The 23,599-nt window shown below is 66.7% G+C and carries 20 protein-coding genes and 1 pseudogene; 12 read left to right on the top strand and 9 right to left on the bottom strand.

Features of this window, described 5'->3' with window-relative positions; all coding sequences use genetic code 11:
- The first annotated feature begins 14 nt into the window (after positions 1-14).
- A complete protein-coding gene (locus CHB99_RS12390; protein ID WP_042129969.1) occupies positions 15-1,493 on the top strand; it encodes a TolC family protein in 1,479 nt (492 codons plus the stop codon).
- A gap of 342 nt (positions 1,494-1,835) precedes the next feature.
- On the opposite strand, the gene CHB99_RS12385 is transcribed toward CHB99_RS12390, so the two are convergent.
- Positions 1,836-2,675, bottom strand: a complete 840-nt coding sequence (locus CHB99_RS12385) for a LysR substrate-binding domain-containing protein (protein ID WP_042130714.1) — start codon at positions 2,673-2,675, stop codon at positions 1,836-1,838.
- Between the two features lie 101 nt (positions 2,676-2,776).
- Here CHB99_RS12385 and CHB99_RS12380 point away from each other — a divergent pair, with 101 nt between their 5' ends.
- Both CHB99_RS12380 and CHB99_RS12375 read left to right on the top strand, forming a co-directional pair.
- A complete protein-coding gene (locus CHB99_RS12380) occupies positions 2,777-3,235 on the top strand; it encodes a nucleoside deaminase (RefSeq protein ID WP_042130712.1) in 459 nt (152 codons plus the stop codon).
- Positions 3,232-4,446, top strand: a complete 1,215-nt coding sequence (locus tag CHB99_RS12375; RefSeq protein WP_042130711.1) for a cyanate transporter — start codon at positions 3,232-3,234, stop codon at positions 4,444-4,446. Before CHB99_RS12380 ends, CHB99_RS12375 begins: the two co-directional genes overlap by 4 nt.
- Here the strand turns inward: CHB99_RS12375 and pdxR are convergent.
- A complete protein-coding gene (pdxR, locus tag CHB99_RS12370; RefSeq protein ID WP_042130709.1) occupies positions 4,439-5,872 on the bottom strand; it encodes a MocR-like pyridoxine biosynthesis transcription factor PdxR in 1,434 nt (477 codons plus the stop codon). The two genes, CHB99_RS12375 and pdxR, sit on opposite strands and share 8 nt — an antisense overlap.
- A 151-nt stretch (positions 5,873-6,023) precedes the next feature.
- Here pdxR and CHB99_RS12365 point away from each other — a divergent pair, with 151 nt between their 5' ends.
- Positions 6,024-6,275 (top strand): DUF2790 domain-containing protein, encoded by a 252-nt coding sequence (locus tag CHB99_RS12365; protein ID WP_042130706.1) that lies wholly within the window; start codon positions 6,024-6,026, stop codon positions 6,273-6,275.
- Between the two features lies 1 nt (position 6,276).
- On the opposite strand, the gene dkgB is transcribed toward CHB99_RS12365, so the two are convergent.
- The 5 genes from dkgB to CHB99_RS12340 form a co-directional block, all read right to left on the bottom strand.
- Complete coding sequence (gene dkgB / locus CHB99_RS12360) at positions 6,277-7,080, bottom strand: 2,5-didehydrogluconate reductase DkgB (protein ID WP_042130703.1); 804 nt, start codon at positions 7,078-7,080, stop codon at positions 6,277-6,279.
- Between the two features lie 598 nt (positions 7,081-7,678).
- Complete coding sequence (locus tag CHB99_RS12355; RefSeq protein ID WP_042129260.1) at positions 7,679-8,785, bottom strand: class II histone deacetylase; 1,107 nt, start codon at positions 8,783-8,785, stop codon at positions 7,679-7,681.
- 35 nt (positions 8,786-8,820) lie between these two features.
- On the bottom strand, positions 8,821-9,984 hold the full coding sequence (locus tag CHB99_RS12350; protein WP_042129262.1) for an MFS transporter: 1,164 nt from the start codon (positions 9,982-9,984) through the stop codon (positions 8,821-8,823).
- A gap of 16 nt (positions 9,985-10,000) precedes the next feature.
- Positions 10,001-10,876 (bottom strand): transporter, encoded by an 876-nt coding sequence (locus CHB99_RS12345; protein WP_170946380.1) that lies wholly within the window; start codon positions 10,874-10,876, stop codon positions 10,001-10,003.
- A 97-nt stretch (positions 10,877-10,973) separates the two neighbouring features.
- The gene (locus CHB99_RS12340; RefSeq protein ID WP_042129264.1) at positions 10,974-11,948 is read right to left on the bottom strand and encodes a helix-turn-helix transcriptional regulator; all 975 of its coding nucleotides are present in this window, start codon (positions 11,946-11,948) and stop codon (positions 10,974-10,976) included.
- A 388-nt stretch (positions 11,949-12,336) separates the two neighbouring features.
- Between CHB99_RS12340 and CHB99_RS12335 the strand changes: the two genes are divergently transcribed.
- The 7 genes and pseudogenes from CHB99_RS12335 (at position 12,337) to CHB99_RS12310 (ending at position 19,645) form a co-directional block, all read left to right on the top strand.
- Positions 12,337-13,344: an AraC family transcriptional regulator gene (locus CHB99_RS12335; RefSeq protein ID WP_052419543.1), complete on the top strand. Its 1,008-nt coding sequence runs from the start codon at positions 12,337-12,339 to the stop codon at positions 13,342-13,344.
- Between the two features lie 126 nt (positions 13,345-13,470).
- A complete protein-coding gene (locus CHB99_RS12330) occupies positions 13,471-14,316 on the top strand; it encodes a coiled-coil domain-containing protein (protein ID WP_042129266.1) in 846 nt (281 codons plus the stop codon).
- Entirely contained in the window at positions 14,243-14,506 is a 264-nt protein-coding gene (locus CHB99_RS12325) for a hypothetical protein (protein WP_042129268.1), read from the top strand. The genes CHB99_RS12330 and CHB99_RS12325 overlap by 74 nt, the downstream gene beginning before the upstream one ends.
- A gap of 145 nt (positions 14,507-14,651) precedes the next feature.
- Positions 14,652-15,368, top strand: a pseudogene (locus CHB99_RS30575) (cache domain-containing protein); the annotation flags it as partial.
- A 162-nt stretch (positions 15,369-15,530) separates the two neighbouring features.
- Positions 15,531-16,286, top strand: coding sequence for a methyl-accepting chemotaxis protein (locus tag CHB99_RS30570; RefSeq protein ID WP_428977841.1), 756 nt, complete (start codon positions 15,531-15,533; stop codon positions 16,284-16,286).
- 153 nt (positions 16,287-16,439) lie between these two features.
- Positions 16,440-17,348, top strand: a complete 909-nt coding sequence (locus tag CHB99_RS12315) for a LysR family transcriptional regulator (RefSeq protein WP_042129271.1) — start codon at positions 16,440-16,442, stop codon at positions 17,346-17,348.
- Between the two features lie 725 nt (positions 17,349-18,073).
- Positions 18,074-19,645 carry a TerC family protein gene (locus CHB99_RS12310; RefSeq protein ID WP_042129278.1) on the top strand — a complete coding sequence of 524 codons (1,572 nt, stop codon included), beginning with the start codon at positions 18,074-18,076 and terminating at the stop codon, positions 19,643-19,645.
- Here CHB99_RS12310 and rarD read toward each other — a convergent pair.
- Positions 19,608-20,495, bottom strand: coding sequence for an EamA family transporter RarD (gene rarD, locus CHB99_RS12305; RefSeq protein ID WP_042129308.1), 888 nt, complete (start codon positions 20,493-20,495; stop codon positions 19,608-19,610). The genes CHB99_RS12310 and rarD overlap by 38 nt on opposite strands.
- 43 nt (positions 20,496-20,538) lie before the next feature.
- Positions 20,539-22,119: an EAL domain-containing protein gene (locus CHB99_RS12300; protein ID WP_042129279.1), complete on the bottom strand. Its 1,581-nt coding sequence runs from the start codon at positions 22,117-22,119 to the stop codon at positions 20,539-20,541.
- A 358-nt stretch (positions 22,120-22,477) separates the two neighbouring features.
- On the opposite strand from CHB99_RS12300, the gene hppD reads away from it, so the two are divergent.
- Positions 22,478-23,554 carry a 4-hydroxyphenylpyruvate dioxygenase gene (gene hppD, locus CHB99_RS12295; protein ID WP_042129281.1) on the top strand — a complete coding sequence of 359 codons (1,077 nt, stop codon included), beginning with the start codon at positions 22,478-22,480 and terminating at the stop codon, positions 23,552-23,554.
- Positions 23,555-23,599: the final 45 nt, after the last annotated feature.

The raw sequence follows: 23,599 nt of genomic DNA, 5'->3' as shown, positions 1-23,599 counted from the left end.
GGGGCGGCCCAAGGATGAATAAAAGCCACAAACTGTTTGCCGCCAGCCTGTTGGCACTGGCCATCAGCGGATGTGCCGTGACCAGCGAGCCGATCGACCGCAGCGCCAGCGAGGAGCGCGCGCGCACCGACCTGGCCAGCATGTTCAAGGACCAGGAGCCCCTTGGCGGGCCCCTGACCCTGCACCAGGCCATGGCCCGCGCGGTGAAGTACAACCTCGAATCGCGCCTGAAGGTGATGGAAGAAGCCCTGGCCGAGCGCCAGGTCGATCTGGCCCGCTTCGACATGCTGCCGCGCATGGCGATGGAAGCCGGCTACGCCGGGCGCAACAATGTCAGCGCCTCCAGCAGCCGGAGCATCGAGACCGGTGGCACGTCTCTGGAACCTTCGACCTCCCAGGACCGCGACCGCGAAGTCGCCGACCTGACCATGGTGTGGAACGTGCTGGACTTCGGCGTCAGCTACGTCAGTGCCAAGCAGCAGGCCGACCAGCGCCTGATCCTCCAGGAGCGCAAGCGCAAGGTGGTCCACACCATCACCCAGGACGTGCGCTCGGCGTACTGGCGGGCGGTGGCGGCGCAGCGTCTGCTGAACCAGATCGACAACCTCATGGGGCGTATCCATGAAGCCCGCGGCAACAGCCAGAGCATGAGCGCGCAGCGTGTCGGCGATCCGGTGCAGACCCTGAGCTACCAGCGCGCGTTGATCGAGGCCACCCGCCAGCTGGAAGAGCAGCGTCGCGCGCTGTCCCTGGCCAAGACCGAACTGGCCGCGCTGATCAACCTGCCGCTGAACACCGATTTCACCCTGGCTCCGGAAGAGGGCTACGCGGTGCCGGAGTTCAAGGGCAACCTGAACCAGCTGGAAGAGCAGGCCCTGGCCAACCGTCCGGAACTGCGCGAGCAGGACTACCAGACCCGCATCAGCGCCGCGGAAACCCGCAAGGCCATGCTGCGCATGCTGCCGGGCCTGGAGTTCTCGGCCGGTGGTCACTACGACAGCAACTCGTTCCTGACCAACCAGAGCTGGGCCGACTACGGCGTCAAGGTGACCTGGAACCTGTTCAACGTGCTCTCGGCACCGGCGGCGATCAAGGTTGCCGAAGCCGGCGAAGACGTCGCCGCGGCACGGCGTCAGGCCATGTCCATGGCGGTGCTGGCCCAGCTGTACGTGGCCAACGCCAACTACAACGAGTCGGTGCGTCAGTTCCGTACCAGCGAAGAGCTGGCGACCCTCGACGGACAGATCGCCGAGCAGCTGCGCAACCGCTACCAGACGCAGAACATCGGTGAGCTGGAGCTGATCCAGGGCGAACTGAACAACCTGCAGACCCAGCTCAAGCGCGACCTGGCCTACGCCGAACTGCGCAATGCCTATGCGCAGCTGTATGTCAGCTCGGGTACCGATCTGCTGCTGCCGGACAGCCTACCGGACAACAGCCTGCAGACCATCGCCACGGCGCTGCAGAACGGCGAGGCGAACTGGAACCGCTGATGGTGTGATCCGTGCCGGGCAATCTGGCGCGGAACCCTGGGTGCCTGCCTTCGGGTTTGCATCGCCCTTCAGATCGAGCGCCGCCCGCGCGGCGCATCGCGGATGAATCCGCTCCTACATTTTTTGCAACGTACCTATGCCTGACAGGCCATGGTTGTCCGCCTTGTTGGTACGACACGATACCGAGTCGAGCCCAACAGCCTCTCCGCGATGCATCGCCGAAAAAACAAAGGCTGACAACTCAAATCCCACAGGCCATGGCACGTTGCAACAAAATGTAGGAGCGAGCGTGCTCGCGATGCGCCGCGCGGGCGGCGCTCGATCTGGAGGACGCTGCCTATTTCAAGACGAGCCAACCCGCGCCAGCAACTCGCGCAACGCCAGCCCATCCTCATCCAGCCCCGCCCGCGCATACAGCGCCAGCTCCAGCCCCTCCACCGGCATGAAGCCGTCGTCCACACCCAGCACCCGATGCCCCGGCAGCACGCACCGCGAGGGAATCAGGCTGACCCCCAGTCCCGCACTCACCGCCGCACCCAGGCTGGCCAGGCTGGTACTGGAATAACTGATCCGCCACGGCCGCCCGCTGCTTTCCAGGGCGTGGATCATTTCCTGGCGATACAGCGCACCCACCGGAAACACCACCAGCGGCAATGGCTCCCGGGCCAGCAGGCCGCGGGCGCTGCACACCCAGGACAACGGCTCCTTCCAGCGTGCGTGGGCATCGCGATCGGCACCCCACTGCTTGACCAGGAGCATGTCCAGCTCACCATTGCGGTACAGGTGCAACAACGGATTGCTCAGGCCGCTTTCCACTTCCAGGCGCAGGTGCGGTCGTTCGCCGATGAAACCGCGCAGCGCTTCGGTCAGCAGTTCGCCGGCCAGGTCCTCCGGCGCGCCCAGGCGCAGGGCGGTCTGCGCCTGGGCCGGACTCAGGGCCAGGCGTGCTTCCTCCTCCAGGCGCAGGATGCGCCGGGCATAGCCGAGCAGGCGTTCGCCGGCCTCGGTCGGCCACACCTGGCGCTGGCTGCGGTCGAGCAGGCGGCTGCCCAGGCTTTGTTCCAGGCGAATGATCTGCTGGCTGACGGTGGACTGGGTCAGGTGCAGGCGTTCACCGGCACGGGTGAAGTTGCCGGTTTCCACCACGGTGACGAAGGCACGGAGCAGGAGAGGGTCGAGCATGCGCAAATCCACTGGTATGCATGAAATCAATTAATTTCATGCTACACCCGGCGCCCGGGATAATCGCGCTTCATTCGTCCGCCGATCCGCAGGAGTCGAACATGGCCCACGAAGCCTTCATGCGCGAAGCCCTGGCCCTGGCCCGGGACAACATCCACGCCGGTGGCCGGCCCTTTGGCGCGGTGCTGGTGCGCGAGGGCCAGGTGATCGCCCGCGCGGTCAACCAGATTCACACCAGCAACGACCCCACCGCCCACGCCGAGCTGCAGGCGATCCGCCAGGCCAGCCAGGTGCTCGGCCGGCCCCGTCTGGACGGCTGCGAGATCTACGCCAGCGGCCATCCGTGCCCGATGTGCCTGGCCGCCATGCACCTGTGCGGGATCGAGCGCGCCTGGTTCGCCTATGACAACGCCGAAGGCGAGCCCTACGGCCTGTCCACCGCGGCGGTGTACGCGCAGATGGCGCGTGCGCCGGGGCAGCAGGCCGTGCCTCTGCGGCCGCTGAAGCCGGCGGGAGAGGAGGGGCTCTATGCGCTCTGGCAGCGGGTGCGCCCGGCATGACCGAGACGACTTCGCGCTGGCGCGGCACCGCGCTGATGGTCCTGGTCATCGCGGTGACCCTCAACCTGCGTCCGATCCTCACCAGCATCGGTCCGCTGCTGGAGGACATCCGCGCCGGGACCGGCATCGGTTATCAGCAGGCGGCCCTGCTCACCGCCTTGCCGGTGCTGTGCATGGGCCTGGTGCCGCTGGCGCAGCCGTGGCTGCGGCGCTGGCTGGGCGAGCAGGGCGGCTTGCTGCTCGGCCTCGCCGCCATCGGCCTTGCCTGCCTGTGGCGCCTGCTGCTGGGCAGTGGCGGCGCGCTGATCGTCAGTGCGGTGCTGGCCGGGCTGGGTGTGGCTTTCGTCCAGGCGCTGATGCCGGGGCTGGTCAATCGCTGGTTCGCCCGGCGTCTGGCCCTGGCCATGGGGGTGTATTCGGCGGCATTGATGAGTGGCGGTGGCCTGGCCGCGGTGCTCGGGCCACGGGTCGCCGAGTATTTCGGGCACTGGCAGGCCGGGCTGGGCGTCTGGCTGCTGCCGGTGCTGCTGGCGCTGTTGCTGCTCGGTCTGATCGGGCCGAACCTGGAAGGCGCCGCCGGCCGTGTCGGCACTGCCGGCGGGCACTTCTTCGGCAATCGCCGGGCCTGGCTCCTGGCGGTGTACTTCGGCCTGATCAATGGCGGCTACACCAGCATGGTGGCCTGGCTGCCGGCCTACTATCAGCAGGTCGGCGGCAGTGCCCGCGGCGGCGGTGAGCTGGTGGGGCTGATGACCATCTTCCAGGTGCTGGGTGCCCTCGGTCTGCCGTTGCTGTTGCGGCGGATTGCCGACCGGCGTCCGGGCCTGTGGCTGGCATTGACCGCGCAACTGGTGGGCTTCGCCGGCCTGTTGCTGGATCCGGCGCTGTCGCCGGGGCTGTGGGTCGGCCTGATCGGTTTCGGCCTCGGCGCCTGTTTCAGCCTGAGCCTGACGCTGACCCTGGAGCACCTCAAGGACCCGCGCCAGGCCGGCGGGCTGGCGGCCTTCGTCCAGGGCATCGGTTTCATCATCACGGGCCTGGTGCCCTACCTGACCGGCTGGCTGCGCGATATCAGCGGTGACTTCCAGGCCTCCTGGACCCTGCTGACGCTCACCGTGCTGCTGATGCTGCTGGTCACCGGGCGTTTCGCGCCGCGTGGCTATGCCGCCGCCATGGTTGCCCGCGACACACCGGTCGGCGCCCTCAACTGAGCGATTGCAGGGTATCGCGCAGACGGTCCAGGGCCGGATCGATATCCAGCCGTTCGATAGCGCCGAAGCCCAGCAGCAGACCGGGGCGCGGCGTGGCTTCGCTGTAGAACGGGCGCAGCGAATACAGGCCGACTTCCACCTTGCGCGCCAGGGCGATGACGAACTCCACGTCCAGCGCGCCCCGGGCCAGGGCGCTGAGGTGATAGCCGGCGCTGCTCGGCACCGCCTCGAACCATGGCTGCAGATCGTCGTCGAGGCGCTGCAGAATGCGCTCGCGCCGGGCCGCGTAGAGCGTGTGGCAGCGGCGGATATGCCTGACCAGGTGGCCTTCGCCGATGAAGTGCGCCAGGGTCCACTGGCTCAGGGTCGAGGTGTGCCAGTCGCTCAACTGCCGGGCGATCCTGACCGGCTCCAGCAGCGCCGGCGGCAGCACCGCATAGCCCAGGCGCAGTTCCGGCAGCACGGTCTTGGAGAAGGTCCCGACGTAGGCCACCAGGCCCTGCTGGTCGAGGCTCTGCAGGGCGTCGGTGGGACGTCCCTCGTAGCGGAACTCGCTGTCGTAGTCGTCCTCGATGATCACCGCGCCCAGTTCGGCGGCGCGCGCCAGCAGGGCGTGACGCCGCGCCAGGCCCATGGGCATGCCCAGCGGGAACTGGTGCGACGGGGTCACGTAGATCAGGCGCACACCGGCCTCGATCAGGTCGACGCACAGGCCGTCGGCGTCCACCGGCACATGCTGGATGCGTGCGCCGAGGGCTTCGAACAGGTGCCTGGCCGGCGGATAGCCGGGGTCTTCCATGGCCACGCGGCAGCCCGGCTCGATCAGTACCCGGGCGATCAGGTCCAGGGCCTGCTGCGCGCCGTTGCACACCTGCACGTCGCCCGCGGTGCAGTGCACGCCACGGGCGAAGGCGATATGCCGGGCGATGGCTTCGCGCAATTCCGCCACGCCCTGGGCATCGCCGTAGCGTGTGGTGCTGCGCTGGCACTGGCGCAGGGCGTGCTGGCTGCACTGGCGCCAGACATCGAAGGGGAAGTGCGCCTTGCTCGATACACCGCCGACGAAGTCGTAGCGCGATGGCTGTGCCAGCGCCGAGCGGCCCATAGGAATGCCGCGCGCGCGCCAGCGGGCCAGGCTGTCGGCGCTGGCCAGCGGGGCCTGGCGGGCGCTCGGTGGGGTGACCAGTGGTTGCGGGGTGACGAAGGTGCCGCGCCCGACCTGACCGCTGAGCAGGTTGTCCGCGCTCAGTCGCGAATAGGCTTCGGCCACGGTCTTGCGCGACACCCCCAGTTGCTCGGCCAGCAGCCGTGTCGGCGGCAGTTGCGTGCCGGCGGCGAGCCGGCCGCTGTCGATGCCGTCGCGCAATTGCCGGTACAACTGCTCGGCGAGGTCCTTGCGGCCGTGCAGGGCGATGTGCAGTTCCATGGGGGAGCGGTTTCCGGGGCGGGCGGTGGGTCAGGTTAACCGATTTTCCTGCCGTTGATCCCCTCGAACCACGGAGTCCGCGGGGCGAATCCACACTCAAGGGTGATGTGAGCGCAGATCGGTGCATGACCTTGAACCAAGGAGATTCGCCATGAAAGTGCGTGTGATGTTGCTTCCCGTCCTGCTTCTGTCCGCTGCCGCCCAGGCCGCGCAGACGCCCACCCCGGTCGACTACCGCTACGGCATGCCGCTGGATATCGCCAAGGTCCTCGACCTGCGCGAGCCCGCGGGCGACCAGCAGTGCAAGGTGGTCCAGGCGACCATGACCTACCTGGACTCCCATGGCCAGGAACATGCCTTGCGCTACCTGAAGCTTGCCGAAGAGTGCTCCGACCAGGGCTGAGTCAGTCCCAGCGCGGCGCCAGTCCGGCCGGGTCGGTCAGGCGCAGGCCGCTGTCCAGCGTGGCGATGCGGGCCATGTCCGTGTCGCTCAGGCGCAGGCCGACGGCCTTGAGGTTGCTGGCCAGGTTGTCCCGCCGGGTCGAGGACGGGATCACCGCGTAGCCCAGTTGCATGGCCCAGGCCAGGGTGATCTGCGCCGGGGTGGCGTTGTGCTGCGCGGCGATTTCCTTGATCAGCGGGTCTTCCAGGACCTTGCCGTAGCCCAGGGTCATGTACGAGGTCACGGCCACTTGCTGGCTCTGCATGAATTCCACCAGGCGGCGGTTCTGCAGGTACGGGTGCAGTTCGATCTGGTTGCTGGCGATCTGCCCGGGACCGGTCACGGCGATGGCCTGGCGCAGCAGCTCGATGGTGAAGTTGGACACGCCGATCTCGCGGGTCAGACCACGGGCCCGGGCCTCCAGCAGCGCGCCCATGAATTCGGCGACCGGCACTGCGCCGTTGGGCGAGGGCCAGTGGATCAGGGTCAGGTCGAGGTGGTCGGTGCACAGCTTGCGCAGGCTCTCTTCGAGGCTGGGGATCAGGCGCTCGGCCGCGAGGTTCTCGGTCCAGATCTTGCTGGTCAGGTACAGCTGGTCGCGGGGCACGCCGCTGGCGGCGATGGCCTGGCCGACCTCGGCCTCGTTGCCGTAGATCTGCGCCGTGTCGATGGCCCGGTAGCCCAGGTCCAGGGCCTGGCTGACCGAGTCGATGACCACCTGGTCCTTGAGGCGGAAGGTGCCGAGGCCGAACAGGGGAAGCGTCATGGGATGTCCTCATTGGATGGGCAGGGAATGAGGGTAGTATCCGGGCGCGGAGTGGGTGGAAAAACCGCTGGTGGGGAATGGGAGTTTTGCGTTTTGGGCATGAATCCCCGGTACGGCCTGGGTGATGGTGTGTCTGTGAAACGGGATGTGCCTGGGAAGGTGTGGGTATCTGCATATCTTCGAAGGCTTGTCTGGGGGGCGCATCAAGGCCGCCAGGTGTCTGTCTTGAGTCTTGCAGCGCCCTCCAGATCGAGCGCCGCCCGCGCGGCGCTTCGCGAGCAAGCTCGCTCCCACAGTTTGTTGCAACGCGCCATGGCCTGTGAGATTTGGGTGTTCAGCCTTTGTCTTACTGCGATGTATCGCGGGAAAGCTGTTGGGTTCGACTCGGTATCGAGTCGAACACACAAAGCGGTCAATGGCGGTCTATCAGACATAGGTTCGTTGCAACAAACTGTGGGAGCGAGCTTGCTCGCGAAGCGCCGTGCGGACGGCGCTCGATCTTGAGGGCACTGCAGGGCTCAAGACAGGCACCTGACGGCCTTGATGCGGTTTCCGCCAGGTTTTCAGATACCCATGCCTTTCGCAGGCCAGCCACCACCTACAAGGCCAGCTGCATCCTCTCCACCACCTCCCGCTGAAACGCCGTCACCGCCTCGTTCGGCTGCTGCAACCGGACGAACTCCAGCATCGGATCGACCACCGCGGTCCTGATCCCCGCCAGTTCCTCGATCGTCGCCAACCCACAGAACGGTACGTAGGCTTCCGAATAGCCGCCTTCATGCACCAGCACCAGGCGCCCCTGGCACAGCCGCTCGGCGGCCTCGCGGACCAGGCGGGTCATGGTGCGGAACGAGTCGCTGTGCAGCAGCATCCGCGCCAGCGGGTCCACCGCGTTGGCGTCGTAGCCGCAGGCGACGATGATCAGCTCCGGCTCGAAACGCTCCAGCGCCGGCACCACGATACGCTCCATCGCGTGGATATACGCATCGTGGCCACTGCCCGGCGGCAGCGGGATGTTGATGTTCGCCCCCAGCCCCGCGCCACGGCCGCGATCCTCCTCGCCGCTGTAGCCGGGCGGAAAGCAGCCGTCCTGGTGCAGGGAGATGGTCAGCACGTCGGCACGCTCTTCGAAGATCGCCTGGGTGCCGTTGCCGTGGTGCACGTCCCAGTCGATCACCGCCACCTTGCCCAGGCCGCGACGGGCCTGGGCCGCCTCGATGGCGATGGCGATATTGGCGAGGAAGCAGAAGCCCATGGCGCCATCGGCCAGGCAGTGATGCCCCGGCGGGCGTGACAGCGAGTAGGCGTTGTCCACCTCGCCGGCGAGCACCGCGTCCACCGCGGCCATGGCCAGGCCGGCGGACAGCCTGGCGATCTCGTAGCTGCCCGGACCGATCGGCGCATGCTGGCCCAGCTCGCCGCCACCGGCATCGCTGAGGGCCTTGAAGCGCTGCAGATAGCCGGGCGTATGCACGCGCAGCAGGTCGTCCTCGCTGGCGGGCGCGGCACCGCGCACCTGCAGCTGGCGGCTCAGGCCGGAAACGTCCAGCAGGCTTTTCAGGCGCCGTTTGGTTTCCGGCGATTCGGCATGCCCGGCGGCGGTGGGCGGCTGCACCCAACCGCCTACGGGCAGGGTCAGGGCATGCAGGCCGGCGCTGTGCCAGAGGCTCAGTTCGTCGAAGAAGAAGGCAGTGTTTCGGCTCATGGTGGTTCCGTTTTTCCAGGGTAGGGGAAGGCTGCTCAGGCGCCGCGACGGCAGCCGAGGATCAGCAGCAGGGAGGTGAGGGTGGTGACGGCGGCGCCGATCAGCAGTGGCTGGAAGCCGCCGCTGCTTTCGATCAGGCGTCCGGCGATCGCCGGGCCGATGGCCAGGCCGCCGCCGATCACCAGGTTGGAGGCATTCATCAGCTTGCCGGAGCGGTCGAGGTCGGCCAGGCAGGCGAGGATCAGCGGCAGGATGAAGGTCCAGGTGAACTTGAAGGCCAGCGCCGCCAGGGCCAGGCGCGCCAGGGGCGGCTGGCCGAGCAACAGCAGCAGCGAACCGATCATCAGGCCGTAGCCCAGCAGCAACAGCAGCCCGCGCGGCAGGCGGTCGCCGATCAGCGAGGCGCAGCCGGCGCCGACGATGCCCATCACCGTGGCGATGGCCAGCACCTCGCCGCTGGCCTCGGCGGCGATGCCCGCGCCGGCGCTGATGGCGCCGATGAAGGTCCAGACTCCGCTGAGGCTGATGTAGAAAGCCAGGATGCCGAGAATGCCCAGGGCGACCTTGCCTTTGGCCAGCGGCGCCGCTGCCTCGCCGGCCTGTGCGGTGACCGGCGCGCCCCGCGGGAAGTACCGTGCCAGTGGCAGGAACAGCGCCATCAGCAGGGCCAGCAGCAGGTAGCAGGCCGCCAGGCCGTAGTGCTCGAACAGGCGCGGCAACACGCTCAGGCCGATCGCCCCGACCACCAGCTGGCCCATCACCCAGAGGCCGTAGACCCGGCTGGGGTTGGCCGTGGAGGCGGCGCTGGACAGGCACACGATCATCAGCGAGCCGCCGGCCAGGGCGCTGCAGAAACGCAGGGCGAGCAGGGTGGAATAGCCGCTGGCCCAGATCGACAGCAGGTTGGCGGCGATGAAAGCGACCCCGGCGAGCAGCGCCGCGCGGCGCCAGTCGACGCGCTTGAGCCAGTAGAACGCGGGCAGGGTGGCCAGGCTCATGGCGCCCAGTTCGGCGGAGAATAGGTCGCCGATCTGCGCCGGACCGAGCTGCCATTGCGTGGCCAGTTGCGCGGCCACGGCCGGCGCGGTCATGAGGATGGTCGGGGTGATCGCGGCGAACAGCACGATGGCCGCGAGCAGGGCCAGTTGCGCCGAGGCCTGGGGCCGGGCGGCGGACAGCGGTTTGGAGTCGGTGGTCATGCTCATCTCCCCGGGGTCAGAACACATGCACCAGACGCAAAAGCGCATCGGTGCCGTGGTAGCCGTTGTCGGTGGCGACGTTCTGCGAAAGGCTGAACATCAGCTGGTTCTGCTTATCCAGCCAGTGACCCACCTCGAAGCCGACCTGGGTGTAGCGCTTGTGGGTGTCGTCGATGCGCCGGTCGTCGATGCGCAGTTCGCCGCCGTCGGCGTGGATCAGGCGCAGGGCGCCATAGGTGGCGGGGGTGAAGTCGTAGGAGGCGAAGGCCTGCAGGCGGTACAGCGGATCCTGTTTCAGGTCGCTGCCGAAGTAGTCGTCGTTCTTGCCGTAGAGCTGGGCTTCGAGGTTGGCTTCCAGCACCCACTTCTCGCCGATGCCCTGGGTGTAGTTGTAGACGAAGGTCGCGCCCCAGCGGTTGGCGCCCGGCGACACGTCGGGGTTCTGCGCGTGGTACTCGCCGACCGGCAGGGTGATCAGGGTCAGCAGGCCGCTGTAGGTGCGCGACGCCGCGTCATTGATGAAGAACAGCGTGCCGCCCACCTGCGGATCGCCGAAACCGCTTTCCCCGCGATGGCGGGCCGCGCCGGGCAGGCGCGCCTCGATATCGGCGAAGGGCACGATGAACTGCGGGGTACACAGGGTGCCGCAGAGGTCGGTGAAGAATACCTGGCGGTAAGCCATGGCATTGACCTTCAGCTCGGCCTTGCCGGTGCTGTCGGCCGGGCCGTGGAAGTCGTCGGCGCGGGTCGCCGGCAGGTACAGCACGCCGAGGCTGGTGCCGGACGGGGCGCCGAAGAAGTCGCGGGCATTGAGGTCGGCGGCGCCGGCGTGCAGGCTCGACAGGCCGCCGGCCAGCGCCAGGGCGCGGAACAGGGTGTGGGTCATGGGCATTGCGTCTCTTCTTGATGTTGTTGGCAAATGGCAGGCAAAGCGCGGCCATCACCGGCGAAAGGCCGGCGAGGCGCTGGGTACGGATCAGCGGTTCAGGTCAGTCGGGGGGCGAGTGCAGCAGGTGGGCGATGCGGGTCTTATCGTTGACCCCGAGCTTGTGGTAGATGGCGCGGATGTGATGGCGCACGGTATTCGGTGACAGCCCCAGGTCGCGGGCGATTTCCTTGTAGGTCTTGCCTTCGCCGAAGCCCTGGGCGACATCGTTCTCCCGCGGGCTCAACTGCGCCAGGGGCGTGCGTGCGCGGGCGGCAAGGAGGAACAGGTCGCCGACCGCCGAGGCTTCGATCTGCAGGTGCTTGCCGTCATGCCCGCGATCCAGCGCGACGGGCAACAGCGGACCGCTCCAGTCCGGCCACTCGCCGAGCAGCAGATCGACGAAGCCCTTTTCCGCGCAGTGCAGGGTGCCGCGCTGGTCGCACACGGCCAGGGCCAGGTTGCGCGAGGGGGTGAGGGATTCGCGCTTGGCCACCAGGGTGCGGATATGGTTGGCCGACACCGCGGCCACCAGGTGCAGCATGGCGTTGTCCAGCAGCAGCCGGTCCTGCTCGCTGAAGCGCGCCGCGCCGGGGGCGCGGTACAGGGCCAGGTGATCGCTGAGGTGGGTCTGCGGGTCGATGTAGACCACGCAGAGCAGTTCGCCGATGCCATGGCGCTGGCCGAGCCAGTTGAGCCCGGCGCCATTGGCCGGGTCGGCCATGTCGACGATGACCGAGTGACCCGGATGTGCATGCACGCGGCCGACGGTGACATCGATGTGGCGGATGGACTGCCAGTCCGTCAGGTAGCTGGCTGGCAGGTTGTACAGGTACGAGCTGTGTTCTTCGGGCAGGCCGTCGATCAGCGCGGCGCGACCCCACCAGGCACTGGCGAAGGGCAGCACCTGGCCGATGCAGTCCAGGGCCGGGCGGTGGAAACCCTCGATATCGTGGTGCTGCGCCAGGCGCTGCAGTTCCAGGGTCATGTCGCTGAACGCCTGCAACAGGCGGGCGGTGGCGGATTCGTGCCGGGTCATTGGCGGCTACCTCTGTGCGACTGTTGTTATTGGTTTCGTCAGGGGTTCGAGAAGGACCGGGGCGTCACGGGGGACGTTGGCAGGGCCTGGTAGCGAGTGTCGGCGAAATGCTGCTGGATCACTATCCTGCAGATGCACGATGGTGGGGTGTCTGTTGGTTGGCAAGTGCTGTGTTCCCGTGCCTGGGCCGGTGGGGCTTAGTGGTCGGACAACTGCCTGCGCCGTGCGCGCCTGATGGTTTTCCCTAAGCCGTTGCACCGCGCTCGGGAAAAGCCTTACGCCATTAAAGGTTGTGAAGCGGACGACGATCAATTGAGTCAGACACCGTGACAGTGGTCGTATGACTGACTGGACTACGCTCGACTCTTTCGCTCTTCGGACTTCCTTCATGCCTACCGTTTCGCGGGCTTTCGCTGCCGCCCTGACCACCGCCCTGGGCGGCTCCCAGCCCGCCGTGCGCGACCTCTGCCAGCGCCTTGGCGCACCGCTGTTGACGGCCTCGGGGCCGGCTTTCGTTCCTCTCGCCGCCGTCGAAGGGGTGTTCGAGCAGGCCAGTCTGCTCAGTGGTGATCCGGGCATCGGCCTGCGTGCCTTCGATCACGCCCATCCGGCCAATCTCGGGCCGCTGGGCTATGCGCTGATGTCCAGCCCGACCATCAAGAGCGTGCTGGTCGCCCTGGCCGAGCATCACCACCTGGTCGGGACCGGCTTCTGTCTGTTCGTCGAGGAGCGCGTCGAGGGCGTGCGCCTGGTCGGGGTGCAGAGCGGCACCGGGCAACGGCCGCTGTCGCGGGTGTTCATCGATGCGGTGGCGGCGATTACCCTGGGCCTGCTGTGCTGGCTGGTGCCGGGGCGGGTGATTCGTCCGTTGCGTGCCGAACTGAGTTATCCGCGCCCCGTCGACTGTCGTGCCAGCGAACGGGTCTACGGGACGCAGGTCGAGTACGACACGGCGCGCAACGCCCTGTTGTTCAGCCACGCCGATGCCGCGCTGGCGGTGGCCAGCCACGATCCGGCGCTGCATGCGGTGCATGGCCAGTACCTGGCGCGCTGGCAGCGCCAGGTCGGTGGCGATCGCCTGAGCCTGAAAGTGCGCGGGATCATCGGCGAGCAACTGGCCCTGGGCCGGCCGGTGACCCTGGCGGGGGTGGCCGAGGCGCTGCTGCTCAGCCCGCACCGCCTGAGCCGCGGCCTGGAGGGCGAGGGCCATGGTTTCCTGCGCCTGCTCGACGAAGTCAGGTTGCGCGACAGTCACCAGTTGCTGCGCAACAGCGCGCTGAGCTTCAAGCAGATCGCCTACCGGGTCGGCTTTCGGCATCAGAGCGCCTTCAACAAGGCCTGCGAGCGCTGGTTCGGTGTCGGGCCGGGGCGTTATCGCGAGCAGGGGCAGTGCTGAACGGCTTTCGTTTATCCGCGCGGCGCATTCATTTATCCCCCGCCAGCGCGCGGACCTGCACCGCGGGAAAAGCCGCCACACTATGGCGCACACGTTTGCGCAGCTGTCGAAGGACCTTCTGCCCGTATGCCAGGCCTCACCCATCCGTTCACGTTTCTCCTGCTGTCTGTCCTGCTCGTCCTGCTGTTGCTGGGTTGGCACCTGTGCTGGCGACTGCGCCGCCAGCACGCGCGGATGCGCCGTCTGCGCCAGCGCAACGCAAGCGCGCAGCGCGCTGCCAGGGCCGCGCTCGGCCAGATGCGCGGGGAGCTGCAAGGCCTGGCCGGGCTGGCCGATCAGGTCAGCCTGTTCAGCGCCGAATGCGACACAGCGTTGCAACAACAACAGGGCACGCTTGAGCAGGTCGCGGCGGCCTTGCAGCGGATCAAGGTGGAGAGTCAGCAACTGACCGAGGACGCGCGTCAGGTGGGCAGCGAAGCGCGACAGTCGCTGCAGTTGGCCGCCAGGGGGCAGGCCGGACTCAGCGCCACCCTGATGGCCCTGCGCAGCGTGGACCGGGCCCTGGTCGCCATGCCGGCGGCGGCGCTCGGCCAGGAGGTCAGGGTGTTGGCCCGGCAGGGGCGCGACCAGACCTATGACGCCAACCTGGCCTTGGCCGGCGTCGGCGCGGCGGCGAGCGGTATCGAAGAACGCGGCCTGTCGCTTGTGGTGGCCTGCGAGGCACAGGCGCTTGGGATCGAGGTACTCGACGCGGCGCTGGAGGATGCCCGGCAACTGGTCCTCACCTCGGCCTGGCGTTCGCGCCAGGCGCGTGCCGCCAGCGAGGCGCTGCAGGCCGGGACACAGCGGCTGGACGCCCGTATGCGTGACCTCCAACAGGATGCCGGAGATGAAAAACATGCTGTTCAAGACCCTGTTGCGGCATTGCCAGGCCTGGCTGGGCAGCCTGCGCCGCACACCGCCGAGCACTGACGACGAACCGGCGCAGGCGCTGGTCGAGGCGCTGCGGCAACTGGCCCGGGAAGCCAATCGCCTGGAGGCGCAACTGCACCAGTTGAGCGAGAAGCGCCAGGCGCGGGCGCGGCCATCGGGGCGCCCGGCGTTGCGCCTGGTGCGCCCGGATGAACGGCCGGCGCCTGCGGACTCTGAAAAACAGATGTGAATGTTGATGCGGCTGTTGAGTGCCGATTTATCCGACAGATAATTGCCAGTTTTCGCGTGATCAGCCTCGTAAATCAAAGTACATAAGTGTATGTTTGCCGGCGCAGGCAAGCCTGCCATCACTTATTACAAGAACGAGGCATTCCATGTCCGGGTTGAGAACGCTGCGCATCAGTTCCCGCGTCACCTTGCTGGTGGCGTGCATGTCCCTGTTCGTCCTGTGCCTGAGCGGCTGGCTGGGGTTGACCCTGCAGCGCAGCCTGCTGGCGGAAAAGATGGCCGGGGTCGGCACCGCGCTGAACACCGCGTCGAACATCCTCGGTCACTACCAGCGCCAGGCCAGCGCCGGCCATCTGAGCGAGGAGGAAGCGCAGCGCCAGGCGCTGCAGGCGGTCAGCACCATTCGCTACCTGGGCGACAATTACCTGCTGGTGCTCGACCTCGACCACCGCATGCTCATGCACCCGACCGCGCCGGCGCTGGTCGGCAAGCGCCTGGCGGACTTCAAGGACGTCCACGGCAAGCCGTTCGCCCGGGAGATGATCGAAACCGCGCGCAGCCAGGGGCGTGGCACGGTCGACTACTGGTTCCCGCGGGCCGCCGGTGGCGAGCCGGAGTACAAGGTCTCCGAGGTGCTGCTGTTCAAGCCCTGGGGCTGGGTACTGGCCAGCGGCATCCATCCCCAGGACGTGCGCGACGAGGTGAATCTGGTGTTGCGCCTGCCGGCGCTGGTGGTTGGCCTGGCGCTGGTCTTGCTGGTGCTGTTCGCCTGGTTGCTGGTGCGCAGTATCACTCGCCCGCTGAACGACACGGTCGATGCCCTGGCCCGTGCCACCCACGGACACACCGACCTGACCCTGCGCCTGCCGGTGGAGGGCAGCGACGAACTGACCCAGGTGTCGCGCAGCTTCAACAGCCTGGTGCTGGCCGCGCATGACGTCACCGCCAGCGTGGTCGATGCCAGCCAGGCGATCGCCCGCGCCAGTGACGACCTCGACCGCATCACCCGCGCGGCGCAGGACAACATGGCCCGGCAGCAGACGGAAACCGACAGCGTGGTGGCGGCCATGACCCAGATGGCCAGCACCGTGCAGGAAGTGGCGCAGAACGCCAGCGTCGCCGCCCGTGCCACCGAGGATGCCGAGCGCCAGGCCAGCGAGGGGCGCGGCACGGTGGACGAGACGGTCGATGCCATTGGCGTGCTGGCCCAGGGGCTGCAGCAGAGTCGGCGGGTGGTGGACCAGCTGGCGGTGGATTCCGCCAGCGTCGCCCAGGTGCTGGACGTGATCACCGCCATCGCCGAACAGACCAACCTGCTGGCGCTCAATGCCGCCATCGAAGCGGCGCGGGCGGGCGAGCACGGGCGCGGTTTCGCCGTGGTGGCGGACGAAGTGCGTGGCCTGGCCATGCGTACCCAGCAGTCGACCCTGGAGATCCAGCGGATCATCGAGCGGGTGCAGGCCGGTGCCGGCGAGGCGGCTGGCCAGATCGGCAGCAACGTCGCCGCCGCCGAGCATCCGGTACAGGCCTCGGCCCGCGCCGGTCAGGCCCTGGAGCGCATCACCCGCTCGGCGGCCACGGTCAGCCAGATGGCCTTGCAGATCGCCAGTGCCTCGGAGGAGCAGGCGGCCACAGCGGACGAGATCAACCGCAGCATGACGCGGATTCACGCGGCCGCGTCGACCGGAACCCGCACCCTGCTGGAGACGGGGGAGGCCTGCGAGGGGCTGAAGCGGGTGTCGCGGCTGTTGCAGGAGCAGGTGGCCAGGGTGGTGATCTAGCGGTCATCCGCGCTAACCCAGCAAAAATATGCTCCCTGCGCAGGAAAATGCTGGTTTGCCGCCGCCCTTCGGGCGCTGCGTCTGCGCTAAGGTGTCAGGCACAACGACAGAACGCTGCGGGACGGAGCCGGCAGCCGGGCAGGAGAGGTTCACGTGGCTTCCTACACCTTGCGGCAACTCAAGTATTTCGTCACCACCGTCGAGGCCGGCAGCGTCGCCGAGGCCTCGCGCCAGCTGTACATTGCCCAGCCTTCGATTTCCACGGCGATCAAGAGCCTGGAAGAAAGCTTCGGCGTGCAGCTGTTCATCCGTCATCACGCCCAGGGCGTGTCGCTGACGCCCAGCGGCAAGCGCTTCTACAGCAAGACCAAGGCGCTTTTGCAGATGGCCCGGGAGTTCGAGCAGAACGCCCTGGCCGACAACGACACCGTGGCCGGACAGATCGACATCGGCGTGTTCGAGACTGTCGCGCCGCTGTACCTGCCGCGGCTGATCGCCGGGTTTCGCGAGCGCTATCCCGGCGTCGACATCCGCCTGCGCGATGGCGAGCAGCAGGAACTGATCCAGGGCCTGACCTCGGGCGCCTTCGACCTGGCCTTCCTCTACGATCACTACCTGGACAACACCATCGAGACCGAGCCGCTGATGCCGCCGCAGAAGCCCTATGTGCTGCTGCCGCACAAGCACCGCTTCGCCAGCCAGAGCCAGGTGTCGCTGCGCGACCTGTGCCCGGAGCCGATGATCCTTCTGGACGTGGCGCCGAGTCGCACCTACTTCGTCAGCCTGTTCAACGAGCTGGGGCTGACCCCGAACATCGTCTTCAGCTCGCCGTCGATCGAAATGGTCCGCGGCATGGTTGGGCAGGGCTTCGGTTTTTCCCTGCTGGTCACCCGGCCCAGTTCCGAGTGCACCTACGACGGACAGAAAGTGGTGGCGGTGGAGATCACCGAGCCGGTGGAAACCTCCGGACTGGTGGCGGCACGGCTCAAGCGCGTGCAATTGACCCGGCCGGCGCAGTTGTTCGTGGATTTCTGTCGCGAGGAGCTGGCGCATCTGGCCTGATTTGCGGGTCCGCGTGCATTTTGCCCGTAGGCGCGTGGTTTGCCCGTGAAGGTATGGGTAACTACACAACTTTGAAGGCTTGGCGGGAAACTGTATCAAGGCTGCCAGGTGCTTGCCGTGACAGGTGCAGTGTTCTTGAGATCGAGCGCCGCCCGCGCGGCGCATCGCGGATGAATCCGCTCCCACATTTGTTGCAACGTACCTATGCCTGACAGGCCATGGTTGTCCGCCTTGTTGGCACGACGCGATACCGAGCCGAACCCAACAGCATCCCCGCGATGCATCGCCGCAAGATAAAGGCTGGCAACTCAACTCTCACAGGCCATGGCACGTTGCAATAGATGTGGGAGCGGATTCATCCGCGATGCGCCGCGCGGGCGGCGCTCGATCTGGAGGGCGCTGCAAGACTCGAGGCAGGCACTTGGCGGCCTTGATGCGATTCCCCGGCAAGCCTTCAAAGCCGCTTCAACCGGGGGATGGCGCTGTGCTGGTGCTGTCGGTGTGGGTTGGGGTATTCGGATGAGGAACTGGGAAGCAATCACCCCTTGCTACAGATTGAAATACTTTCTCCCTGTAGTAAAACGCCGCTACAACTGTAGGATCAACGTCCCTTTTTGATCTCAGGTTGATATGACTTCTTTCTCTTCGGAGCCCCCCAGTACCAGGCCTTCATGGCCTGTCTTCGTTTCCCGTCCCCGTGACGCTTCCCGCATGAGTGCCCATCCATGGAATGGCTAGCCGACCCCACCGCGTGGCTGGGTCTGGCCACGCTGATTGTCCTGGAACTGGTCCTGGGCATCGACAACCTGGTGTTCATCGCCATCCTCGCCGACAAGCTGCCACCCCATCAGCGCGACCGCGCGCGGGTGATCGGTCTGTCGCTGGCGCTGATCATGCGCCTGGGCCTGCTGGCCTCGATCTCGTGGATGGTGACCCTCACCGCGCCGTTGTTCGAGGTGTTCGACAAGTCGTTCTCCGGACGTGACCTGATCATGCTGTTCGGTGGTGTGTTCCTGCTGTTCAAGGCCACCATGGAGCTGCACGAGCGCCTCGAAGGCCATGTGGTGCAGGCCGGCGGGCCGGTCCGGCACTCGGCGTTCTGGCCGATCGTCATGCAGATCGTGGTGCTCGATGCGGTGTTCTCCCTCGACGCGGTGATCACCGCGGTGGGTATGGTGGAGCATCTGTCGATCATGATGATCGCGGTGATCTTCTCCATCGGCATCATGATTGTCGCCAGCAAGCCGCTGACCCGCTTCGTCAACGCCCACCCGACGGTGATCATGCTGTGTCTGGGCTTCCTGATGATGATCGGCTTCAGCCTCACCGCCGAAGGCCTGGGCTTCCATATTCCGAAGGGCTACCTGTACGCGGCGATCGGTTTCTCGTTGCTGATCGAGGCGTTCAACCAGCTGGCCCGGGCCCGGCGCAAGCGCAGCCTGCAGCAGCACAAGCCGCTGCGCGAGCGCACCGCCCATGCCGTGCTGCGTCTGCTGGGCGGACGCCGGGTGGAAGCTGACGAGGTGGGCGAGGAGATCGCCGACCTGGTGGGCGAGGGCAGCGAGGAAGTGCTGTTCGACCGCCGCGAGCGGGTGATGATCAGCGGTGTGCTGAACCTTGCCGAGCGGCCGATCAGGACGGTGATGACGGTACGTGCCGAAGTCGATGCCATCGACCTGGCGCAGGCGCCGGAGGCGATCCGCGAGGCGCTGGTCAACTCCTCGTATTCACGCCTGCCGCTGATCCGCGACGGCCGCATCGAGGAGCCGCTGGGCTACGTGCACAAGAAGGAACTGCTCAAGGAACTGCTGGCCGGTGGCGAGCCGGACCTGGAGCAACTGATGCGCGCGCCGCTGAACCTGCTGGAGAGCTTCAGCATCCTCAACGCCCTGGAGCAGATGCGCGCCGAGTCGACCCACATCGCCTTCGTGGTCAACGAATTCGGTGACTTCACTGGTGTGCTGACCATGACCGACATCCTCGAATCCATCGCCGGCGAGCTGCCGGACGCCAGCGAGGTGGAAGGCCCGGGCATCGTCGCCGAGCAGGACGGCTATCTGGTCAGCGGTGCGCTCAACCTGCGCCAGATCCAGGCCCAGACCGGCTTCGCCGCCAAGCCGACGGACGATTACCAGACTCTCGCCGGGCTGGTGATGAGCCTGCTGGACCGCCTGCCGATGGTCGGCGACCAGCTCGACTGGGAAGGCTGGTCGATGACCGTGGTCGCGGTGGAGGAGCGCCGGGTGCGTCAGGTCCGGCTCAAACAGCCGGTCGACGCTGACGCAGCAAGTGCGTGACGCCTTCCACGACCAGCACCAGGACCGCCAACCAGATCGGCAGGTAGGTCAGCCACTGGTCCCGGGCGATGCTTTCGCCCAGGACCAGGGCCACCATCACCAGCAGCACCGGTTCCACATAGCTGAGCAAGCCGAACAGGCTGAACGCCAGTAGCCGGCTCGCCAGCAGGTAACTGATCAACGCCAATGCACTGATCGCCCCCAGCAGCGGAATCAGCCCGTAGAGCTGCGGGTGGGTGGCCAGGTCATTGGCGTTGAGCGGTCCGCTGATCACGAAATACAGGGCGGCGGGCGACATCAGCAGCATGTCGGTCCACAGGCCGCCCAGATGATCGGTGCGCAGGCGCTTGCGCAGGACGAAATAGATCGGATAGCCACCCGCGACCACCAGCACCTCCCAGGCGAAGCTGCCGTGCTGGTAAAGCTCGTGGCCGACACCGGCGGCGGCCAGGGCGACCGCGACTTTCTGCAGGCGTGACAGGCGTTCGCCGTAGACCAGGCGACCGGTCAGCACCATGGTCAGTGGCAGCAGGAAATAGCCCAGCGACACCTCCAGGCTGCGTCCTTGCAGCGGTGCCCAGAGAAACAGCCACAACTGCACCCCTACCAGGGCCGAGGTCGCGCACAGACCGAAGAACAGCGCGGGTGTCTGCCGCACCCGGCGCAGCAGCCCGGTCACCAGTGACCAGTCGCGGGTGACGATCATGAACAGGGTGGCGCAGGGCAGGGTCAGGAGCATGCGCCAGCCGAAGATTTCCTCGCCATCGAGCGGGGCGAGAAGGGAGGTGTAGTAGTACATCACGGCGAACAGGCAGGATGCCATCACCGATAAAGCAATGCCTCTGGACAAGGGGGCCTCGAACAACAGTAAAGCGGGGGGAAGGATTGGCCGCTCATGATCTCAGGGGCGGCGCCGGTTGGGCAACCGCCGCGGCCCGGGGCTGGTCGGCAAGGGCCTTGATGAAGTCGTTCAGGGGCATGGGGCGGCCGAACAGGTAGCCTTGCTGGTAGTCGACCCCGAAGCGGGCCAGGTAGTCCCGTTGCTCCACGGTTTCCACGCCCTCGGCAACGATGCCCAGGCCGAGTTTGCCGGACAGCTCGATGATGCTGTCGAGAATGTGCAGCGACAGGGCATCGACTCCGATCATGGCGACGAAGCTCTGGTCGATCTTCAGGTAGTCCACCTTGAACTGGCGCAGGTAGCTCAGGCTCGACTGGCCCGTGCCGAAATCGTCGATGGCCAGCAGCACGCCCATGCCGTGCAGACGCTCGAACAGCGTGTCGGTGGTGGCGCTGGGGGTGATCGGCGTGCGTTCGGTGAGCTCCAGGGTCAGGGTGAGGCGGCCCGGCGGGAAGGCGTCGAGCAGGGCCTGGCAGTCGTCGCACAGGGTCAGGTCCTGGCAGTGCGCGGCGGTGATGTTGATGCCCAGGTGAAAGCCGTCCTCGAACAGTTCCGCCCAGGGCGCGAGGTCGCTGGCCAGCTTCTCCATCAGGCGCCGGGTCATGGCCACGATCTGCCCGCTGTGCTCGGCGAAGGGAATGAACAGGTCGGGGCGCACCAGGCCCTCCCGTGGATGGTGCCAGCGCATCAGTACCTCGGCGCCGGACCAGCGGTAATCGCCATGGCGCACCACCGGCTGGAAATAGGCGACGAACTCGTCGGCTTCCAGGGCCCTTTGCAGCTCGGCCCGCGGCGACGAGGCACGCCGCAGTTGCCAGTGGCAGGCGGCGCCGGCGCTGGCGCCGAGGAACAGCAGCAGGCCGAACAGCGCCGGGTATTCGCTGCGCATCAGGCGCCAAGTGTAGTCGGCGGCGAAACCGCTGTGCAGGGAAAAGGCGTAGCGCTGCGAGGCGAGGACCCGGTCGGCGACGGTGTAGCCCGGTACCGGAGTGCTGTTGACCTTGCCCTCGCGGTCGATCCAGTGCCTGCCGACCTGCAGGCGCAGTTCGATGTCCGGGGCGATCAGGCGCAGGGCGGTGGTCAGGTGGGTGCCGTCGATGGTGGCGATGGCCGCGCGCTCGCCGTCGCTGGCCCGATAGACCAGCAGCGGATGCCCGGGGGTGACCGAATTGCCGTCCATCAGCCACAGGCTGCCGGCGGTGTAGTCGGCGGGATCGACCTGTTCGCTGAAGTCGCCGAACAGCGAGCTGCAGTACAGGTGATTGGCATGGATCAGGTTGGTGGAGCGCACGAACGGGCGTCGGGTCACCTGTTCACGCAGGGCCAGGGTCACGTCCGCGCAGGGTTTGCCGGCCAGCGGCAGCAGGGCGTTGGCGGCGCTCGCGGCGTTGTCGAGCAACTGTTCCAGATGCTCGACCACCTGCCGCGCGCTGTTCAGGGCGCGGGCCTCCAGTTCGCGCTGGGCCTGCCAGTGCATGATCGCCAGGCCGCAGAGCACCGGCAGCATGCCCACCAGCCAGGGCAGCAGGCGGCGCAGGGTGCGGCGGCGATGGCGGGTCTTGTGCAGGGGCATGCGCCAGGTCCGTGAAGGCTTGCGCACAGCATAGCGTCAGTCGGGTTCTGCGACGGTTTTCGCGAGCGGGCGCGCGCCCACGATGAGTCAGTTGGGCCACACTCTGACAGGACACGCGACAAATGGATTTACGCACTGTAGAATCTGGTTACGCATACAATAATAAGGTTCTCCGTCTCGCGGGGAATCAAGCCCGCCGAAAATGGGTCTTCTATGAAGTGTCATGGTTTCAAGCTGATTCTTGGTGACTACCTTGCCCGCAGCACTCGCGGCATCTCCTGCGCGCCTCCACGTTCACTCGCATCGACCGCCTGGTAACGAACGTTATTGAACCGTTTTGATGATGAGGAATACGAACATGGCAGATCTCTTCGACAACCCGATGGGCCTGATGGGCTTTGAATTCATCGAGTTCGCATCGCCGACCCCGGGCACCCTGGAGCCGATCTTCGAGATCATGGGCTTCAGCAAGGTCGCCACTCACCGTTCCAAGAACGTGCACCTGTATCGCCAGGGCGGGATCAACCTGATCCTGAACAACGAGCCGAAAAGCGTCGCCTCCTACTTCGCCGCCGAGCATGGCCCGTCGGTCTGCGGCATGGCCTTCCGCGTGCGCAACGCCCACGAAGCCTACGCGCGTGCCCTCGAACTGGGTGCGCAGCCGGTGGAAATCGAAACCGGCCCGATGGAGCTGCGCCTGCCGGCGATCAAGGGCATCGGTGGTGCGCCGCTGTACCTGATCGACCGTTTCGAGGAAGGCAGCTCGATCTACGACATCGACTTCAACTGGATCGAAGGGGTCGAGCGCAACCCGGCCGGTGCCGGCCTGAAGATCATCGATCACCTGACCCACAACGTCTATCGCGGACGCATGACCTACTGGGCCGGGTTCTACGAGAAGCTGTTCAACTTCCGTGAGATTCGCTACTTCGACATCAAGGGCGAGTACACCGGCCTGACCTCCAAGGCCATGACCGCTCCGGATGGCATGATCCGCATTCCGCTGAACGAGGAATCGTCCAAGGGCGCCGGGCAGATCGAAGAGTTCCTGATGCAGTTCAACGGCGAGGGGATCCAGCACGTGGCCTTCCTCACCGACGACCTGCTCAAGAGCTGGGATGCCCTGAAGAAGCTCGGCATGCGCTTCATGACCGCGCCGCCGGAAACCTACTACGAAATGCTCGAAGGTCGTCTGCCGGCTCACGGCGAGCCGACCGACGAGTTGCAGAGCCGCGGCATCCTCCTGGATGGTTCGTCCAACCCGGACGACAAGCGCCTGCTGCTGCAGATCTTCTCGGAAACCCTGATGGGCCCGGTATTCTTCGAATTCATCCAGCGCAAGGGCGACGATGGTTTCGGCGAGGGCAACTTCAAGGCGCTGTTCGAGTCGATCGAGCGGGATCAGGTGCGTCGGGGTGTACTGAGCACCGACTGATCGGTTCCCGGTAGCCAACAAAAAGCCAGCGAAAGCTGGCTTTTT

The organism is Pseudomonas japonica, assembly GCF_900188455.1.
GTDB classification, from domain to species: domain Bacteria; phylum Pseudomonadota; class Gammaproteobacteria; order Pseudomonadales; family Pseudomonadaceae; genus Aquipseudomonas; species Aquipseudomonas japonica.
This window is presented reverse-complemented; position numbering and strand designations above follow the sequence as displayed.